General features: G+C 58.9%; 6 protein-coding genes. All 6 read left to right on the top strand.

What is annotated here, in order from left to right:
- The first annotated feature begins 36 nt into the window (after positions 1 to 36).
- A complete protein-coding gene (gene leuC / locus Q0C28_RS08100) occupies positions 37 to 1,443 on the top strand; it encodes a 3-isopropylmalate dehydratase large subunit (RefSeq protein WP_293574649.1) in 1,407 nt (468 codons plus the stop codon).
- Positions 1,444 to 1,454: 11 nt separating this feature from the next.
- Positions 1,455 to 2,060, top strand: a complete 606-nt coding sequence (gene leuD / locus Q0C28_RS08105; protein ID WP_293574650.1) for a 3-isopropylmalate dehydratase small subunit — start codon at positions 1,455 to 1,457, stop codon at positions 2,058 to 2,060.
- Positions 2,061 to 2,462: 402 nt separating this feature from the next.
- On the top strand, positions 2,463 to 3,296 hold the full coding sequence (locus tag Q0C28_RS08110; RefSeq protein WP_293574651.1) for a hypothetical protein: 834 nt from the start codon (positions 2,463 to 2,465) through the stop codon (positions 3,294 to 3,296).
- Positions 3,293 to 4,360 (top strand): endonuclease/exonuclease/phosphatase family protein, encoded by a 1,068-nt coding sequence (locus Q0C28_RS08115; protein WP_293574652.1) that lies wholly within the window; start codon positions 3,293 to 3,295, stop codon positions 4,358 to 4,360. Before Q0C28_RS08110 ends, Q0C28_RS08115 begins: the two co-directional genes overlap by 4 nt.
- Positions 4,361 to 4,497: 137 nt before the next feature.
- Entirely contained in the window at positions 4,498 to 5,601 is a 1,104-nt protein-coding gene (leuB, locus tag Q0C28_RS08120; protein ID WP_293574653.1) for a 3-isopropylmalate dehydrogenase, read from the top strand.
- A 221-nt stretch (positions 5,602 to 5,822) separates the two neighbouring features.
- Positions 5,823 to 6,545, top strand: a 723-nt coding sequence (locus Q0C28_RS08125; RefSeq protein WP_293574654.1) for an EamA family transporter, incomplete at its 3' end; no start/stop codon positions are given.

The raw sequence follows: 6,545 nt of genomic DNA on the forward strand, positions 1-6,545 counted from the left end.
CGCCAGCTATATTCCAAAAACTACGGGAGAGGACGGATGTCCCCCAAAACGCTTTATGACAAAATCTGGGACGCGCATGTAGCGCATGAGGCCGAGGATGGCACATGCCTGCTGTATATCGACCGCCATCTGGTCCATGAGGTCACCAGCCCTCAGGCCTTTGAAGGGCTGCGCATGGCAGGCCGCAAAGTGCATGCGCCGGAAAAAACAATCGCTGTCCCCGATCACAACGTGCCGACCACATTGGATCGCGCCAATGCGGCAACGATGACCGAAGAGAGCCGCATTCAGGTTGAAGCGCTCGACCGGAACGCCAAAGAATTCGGCGTGCATTACTACCCCGTGTCCGACATCCGCCAGGGGATCGTGCACATCGTCGGCCCTGAAAACGGCTGGACCCTGCCCGGCATGACCGTGGTCTGTGGCGACTCGCACACCGCAACCCACGGCGCCTTCGGCGCGCTGGCCCACGGCATCGGCACCTCTGAGGTGGAGCACGTCCTGGCAACCCAGACGCTGATCCAGAAGAAATCCAAAAACATGAAGGTCGAAGTGACCGGCAAGCTGCGCCCAGGCGTCACCCCCAAGGATGTGACACTGGCGATCATCGGCGAGACCGGCACCGGCGGCGGAACCGGCTATGTCATCGAATATTGCGGCGAAGTGTTCCGCGATATGTCGATGGAAGGCCGCATGACCGTCTGCAACATGGCCATCGAAGGCGGCGCCCGCGCGGGCCTGGTGGCCCCGGATGAGACAACCTTTGCCTATGTGAACGGCCGCACCCACGCCCCCAAAGGCGCGCAGTGGGAAGCTGCCCTGAATTGGTGGAAGACCCTCTACACCGATGAAGGCGCCCATTTCGACAAGGTCGTCACCATCCGCGGCGAAGACATCGAGCCGGTTGTGACCTGGGGCACCTCGCCCGAGGATGTGCTGCCGATCACCGGTGTGGTTCCAGCCCCCGAAGATTTCGAAGGCGGCAAGGTCGAAGCGGCCCGTCGCTCGCTGGAATATATGGGCCTGACCCCCGGTCAGAAACTGACGGACATTGAAATCGACACCGTGTTCATCGGCTCCTGCACCAACGGCCGGATCGAAGACATGCGCGCTGTAGCCGATGTGGTGAAGGGCAAGAAGATCAAGGACGGCATCCGCGCGATGATCGTACCGGGATCCGGCTTGGTCCGTGCTCAGGCCGAAGAAGAAGGCCTGGCAGAGATCTTCCAGAGCGCCGGGTTCGAATGGCGCCTGGCGGGCTGTTCGATGTGTCTGGCGATGAACCCAGACCAGCTGTCCGAGGGCGAGCGTTGCGCCGCAACATCGAACCGGAACTTTGAAGGTCGCCAAGGCTACAAGGGCCGGACCCATCTGGTCTCCCCCGCTATGGCCGCCGCTGCTGCCCTGACGGGCAAGCTGACAGATGTGCGCGAGCTGAACTAAGGAGCCAGCAGATGGAAAAATTTACTAAGCTTCAGGGCATTGCAGCCCCCATGCCGCTGGTCAACATCGACACGGATATGATCATTCCGAAGGTGTTTCTGAAATCCATTCAGCGCACCGGGTTCGGCAAAAACCTGTTCGACGAAATGCGTTTCAACCGCGACGGCACCGAGATCGAAGATTTCGTGCTGAACAAGCCGCAGTATCGTGATGCAGAAATTTTGATTGCAGGCGATAACTTCGGCTGCGGATCGTCTCGGGAACACGCGCCCTGGGCGATTGCCGATTTTGGCATCAAATGCATCGTGTCGACTTCGTTTGCGGACATCTTCTTCAACAACAGCTTCAAGAACGGCATCCTGCCGATCGTGCTGCCGCAGGAACAGGTCGATGTGCTGATGGCGGATGCTGAAAAAGGCGCCAACGCCCGCATGACCGTCGATCTGGAAGCGCAGGAAATCACCACCTCCGACGGTGAGGTCATCGCCTTTGACGTGGACCCGTTCAAAAAGCACTGCCTGCTGAACGGATTGGATGACATCAGCCTGACCATGGAAAAATCGGCCTCGATTGAAAGCTTCGAAGCCGCCGCTGCACAGCAACGCCCCTGGGTCTGATTGCCTGCACATAGCACATTGATCAAAAGCCGCCTTTTCGGACGGCTTTTGTTTTGCCCAAACTTTGCCATGTTTCCAGATCGTCGCCAAAATCTGGCGATTCTGATTGGCGCGCAGTGCCAGATTTTGCCATCCGGCTTGACCCTCCCCCTAAGTATCTGTTTTTACGTTATTTGCTGCAATCGCAGTGATGCAATACCGCATCACTCTGCGGCACAGATGCATCTGCCGACCGGATTCTTCCTGCTCACAACTTGAGCCATTTGCGCTTTGCGGGCACAAATGAGGCGGAAATGAGGCAGTGTTTCGCGAAGACTTCTCATCAAAGAGAGGCCGCGAGACGACAAGTTGGAAAAGTGGGTCGGCAATGTACCACCCCGTCCGGTTTGAAGGGATCGAGTTGTGTTTGGACGTATCGCAGGCGCGGCCGCGCGGGGCATTCTAATGGCGTTGCTGATTGCATTGCCATCGTTGCTGTTACCGCTTTCGGCGACCCGCTCCCCCGAGATCATTGCCCTGATCGCGATCCTTGCTGCAGCGCTGACCTTCGTGGAGTATTTTTCCAGCTACCCCAGCTTCATGGAATTTCGCGATGCGCCACCACTGAATCGGCTGCGGTTTATGACGCTGGTTGCGATTGTGGCGCTGCTGAGCCTGCTTGCGCGCCATCCATTGGACCCAACGACGCTGACAGCCTTGATCACCATCGCGGCGCTTGGCCTTGGCGACATCATGCATTTTGCGTTTTCACCTGTTGAACTGGTGGCACTGATGATGCCACCACACTTTGATCCAGAGGTCGGCGCGCGTCTGGTTGCGGGAGCTTCGCTGGCCTATTTGCTGTCGCTCTTTGCGATATTGGCGGTGATGGCCGCAATTCGTTGGCAGAACTGGCCGTTGGCCCACGGCCCCTTCAACGTCTGGACCAATTTACCCTTGTTTGATCCCACCACCGGCGGAGATGTGCTAGACAGGCTGCAGCGGGATGCCCGGATCAATATCGTTGCCGGTGTGCTGTTGCCTTTTGCGTTGCCCGCCGCAGCAAAACTGATGAGTGGTTTCTTGGATCTGCATCTTCTCAGCTCTCCGCAGACATTTGCGTGGGTGCTGGCCCTTTGGGCCTTTGTGCCTGCCTCCATGGTGATGCGTGGCGTTGCGATGTTGCGGATTTGCAGCCTGATCGCCCAGCGGCGCAAGGCAGCGTATGCCAGCGCTGAAACCTTGCAGGCGGCATGATCCGGCTCTGCGCCTTTGTTCTTTTCTGCTCTTTCGCCCTGAGCGCTGCGGCACAGACTTCGTCGCTGACCCTGCGTATCGCAACATTCAACACCGAACTCTCCCGCAAGGGTCCTGGCCTGCTGCTGCGCGACATTAATCGTGGCAAGGATCCACAGATCGCGGAGATCCTGCGCGTGCTGGCGCTGGCGGATGCAGATATCCTGCTGCTGTTGGGTTTTGACTGGGATCTAGAGGGGCGCGCGATCACAGCTTTTCGTGACCGATTGGCGCAAAACGTGGCCCCCTACCCGCATATCTATGCGCCCATGCCCAACCGCGGTGTGCCCAGTGGCCAGGATCTGGATGGTGATGGCACACGCCACGAAGCACGTGATGCACAGGGCTATGGCCGCTTCACCGGACAGGGCGGGATGGCTGTGCTGTCACGCTTTGCCATTGACGACCGCACCGTGCGAAACGTCTCAGATCTGCTGTGGCGTGAGCTGCCGGGTGCGCGAATGCCGCGCCAGGCAGATGAGCGACCTTTTCCAAGCGTTGACGCGCAAGCCATACAAAGGCTGTCCACCACGGGGCATTGGGTCGTCCCGCTCACCCTGTCGCCTGATGTCACGCTGTCGCTGATGGCCTTTCATGCGACCACACCGCTGTTTGATGGCGATGAAGACCGCAATGGGCTGCGCAACGCAGATGAGATCCGATTCTGGCAGGTTCTGTTGGATGGCGAACTCCCACCTGCGCCCTCTGCGCCCTGGGTCATCGCCGGTGGCGCCAATCTTGATCCACAACGCGGCAGCGGTCGACGGGAGGCCATTCAAAGGCTGCTGGCGGATCCCCGGCTGCAGGATGTGGTGCCCGCTGACGACAGGGGCGATGGCACAACTGTCGACTGGGGCAACAACCGCCGCATGCGAGTCGACTACCTCTTGCCGTCGCGTGATATCATCGTTGTAGACAGTGGCGTGTTGTGGTCCTCAGACCTGCCAAACTCGGATTTGCAAAATTCAGACCGGGCAGCAACCCGCCATGGGCTGGTTTGGATGGATCTGCAAATCAATCAATGACTGGAACGCAACAAGATGGCGCCACGGCGCCAATGCACGCCATAAAACCAAACTACAGGCCTTTGATCCCCTCTGCCCTCATTGACCAATGTTTGATGTCAGAGTACCCCAAAGCAACGCTTTGAAGGAGTATCCATATGTCCAACCCATCGATTCTGATTTTGCCCGGCGACGGCATCGGCCCCGAGGTCATGGCTGAGGTCCGCAAAATCATCAACTGGTTCGGTGAAAAGCGCGATCTGACCTTTGATGTCAGCGAAGATCTGGTCGGCGGTGCCGCCTATGACGTCCATGGCACCCCGCTGGCTGACGAGACGATGGACAAGGCCGAAGCCGTGGATGCCGTGCTGCTGGGCGCGGTTGGTGGGCCGAAGTACGACGACCTAGATTTCTCGGTCAAACCAGAACGCGGACTGCTGCGCCTGCGCAAACAGATGGATCTCTTCTCCAACCTGCGCCCAGCCCAGTGTTTTGACGCGCTTGCGGATTTCTCCTCGCTGAAAAAAGACATCGTTGCCGGCCTCGACATCATGATCGTCCGCGAGCTGACTTCGGGTGTCTATTTTGGTGAGCCACGGGGCATCTTTGAAGAAAACAACGAACGCGTCGGCATCAACACCCAGCGCTACACAGAAAGCGAAATCGAACGGGCAGCCCGCTCGGCCTTCGAACTGGCGATGCGGCGCAACAAGAAACTCTGCTCCATGGAAAAAGCCAACGTCATGGAATCTGGGATCCTGTGGCGCGAGGTCGTCAACCAGGTTGCAGCAGATTACCCAGAGGTCGAGCTGTCGCACATGTATGCCGACAATGGTGCCATGCAGCTGGTGCGCGCGCCAAAGCAGTTCGACGTCATTCTGACCGACAACCTGTTTGGTGATATCCTCTCCGACTGTGCGGCAATGCTCACAGGCTCGCTGGGCATGTTGCCGTCTGCGTCGCTTGGCGCACCGATGGCAAACGGCCGCCCCAAAGCCCTGTATGAGCCCGTACATGGTTCGGCACCCGATATCGCAGGTCAGGGCAAAGCCAACCCGATCGCCTGCATTCTCAGCTTTGCGATGGCGCTGCGCTACAGCTTTGATCAAGGCGCAGAAGCGGATCGCCTGGAAGCCGCAGTAGAGCGCGTCCTGGCAGAAGGCCATCGCACCGCAGATCTTCTGGGCGAGGATGGTGTGTCGCCAATCAGCACATCGGAAATGGGCGACGCGGTGATCACCGCGCTCAATGCATCGCTCTGATCTCGCGATCACCTGCAACCGCATGAAAAACCACCAGGGTCGGCCAAATTGGCCGACCTTTTTTGATTGCGACACCCTCATTCACGCTCCTGACCGAAGGCCGCGCTGGCAAGGGACCGCTGCGCGGTCTATAGCTTGCGACAATACTGCGACGGCTAGGCCAATCCAAACGCGCGGCGTATGATTAGCCCAAGCCCCGATGCCTGCCAGGACGGATCACCATGAACATAAAAGCCGCATGTTTGGCCCTGTTGGCCTATGCCATCTTTTCCACCCATGACGTGGTGGTGAAAATCCTCGGCGAAAGCGTGTCCTCGATCCAGTTGGTGTTCTTCAGCAGCCTGCTGTCCTTGCCGATGCTGATGTTGATGCTCATCAAGGATGCAACGCCCGGCCATCTCAGACCGGTGCATCCCTGGTGGATGGCAGCCCGGTCCCTTGCTATGGCCGTCATCCCGGCCAGCGCGTTTTATGCATTCTCGGTTCTGCCGCTTGCACAGGCTTATGCGCTGCTGTTTGCCACACCGCTGGTGATTACGCTGCTCTCCATTCCGATCCTCGGCGAACAAGTCGGTTTGCCCAGACTTGCGGCGGTGCTGCTGGGGTTTGCCGGGGTCATGGTGGTGTTGCGCCCGGGCACGACGGATCTGACTTTGGGCCATGGCGCTGCCCTGTTTGCTGCGTTTTGCGCGGCCTTTCAATCGGTGGTGCTGCGCAAGATCAGCGCGCAGGAACGGCGGGTGGTTTTGATGATCTATCCGATGCTGACCACCTTTGCCCTGATGGGGCTTGCCCTGCCGCTGGTCTATGTCCCGATGGACGGCAGCACCCTTGCCGCGATTGCGGTGGTTGCGCTCTTCGGGTTCTGCGCGACACTGCTGACGGTCAGCGCCTATACCCTGGGGGAAGCAGCGGTGGTGGCCCCGATGCAGTATTCGCAGATC

It is taken from the genome of Phaeobacter sp. (genome assembly GCF_022825805.1).
Lineage (GTDB): Bacteria > Pseudomonadota > Alphaproteobacteria > Rhodobacterales > Rhodobacteraceae > Phaeobacter.

Excerpts from the sequence above, each read along its gene's own strand:
- leuC (WP_293574649.1), top strand. The coding sequence starts at position 37 with ATGTCCCCCAAAACGCTTTATGACAAAATCTGGGACGCGCATGTAGCG.
- leuD (WP_293574650.1), top strand. The coding sequence starts at position 1,455 with ATGGAAAAATTTACTAAGCTTCAGGGCATTGCAGCCCCCATGCCGCTG.
- Q0C28_RS08115 (WP_293574652.1), top strand. The coding sequence starts at position 3,293 with ATGATCCGGCTCTGCGCCTTTGTTCTTTTCTGCTCTTTCGCCCTGAGC.
- leuB (WP_293574653.1), top strand. The coding sequence starts at position 4,498 with ATGTCCAACCCATCGATTCTGATTTTGCCCGGCGACGGCATCGGCCCC.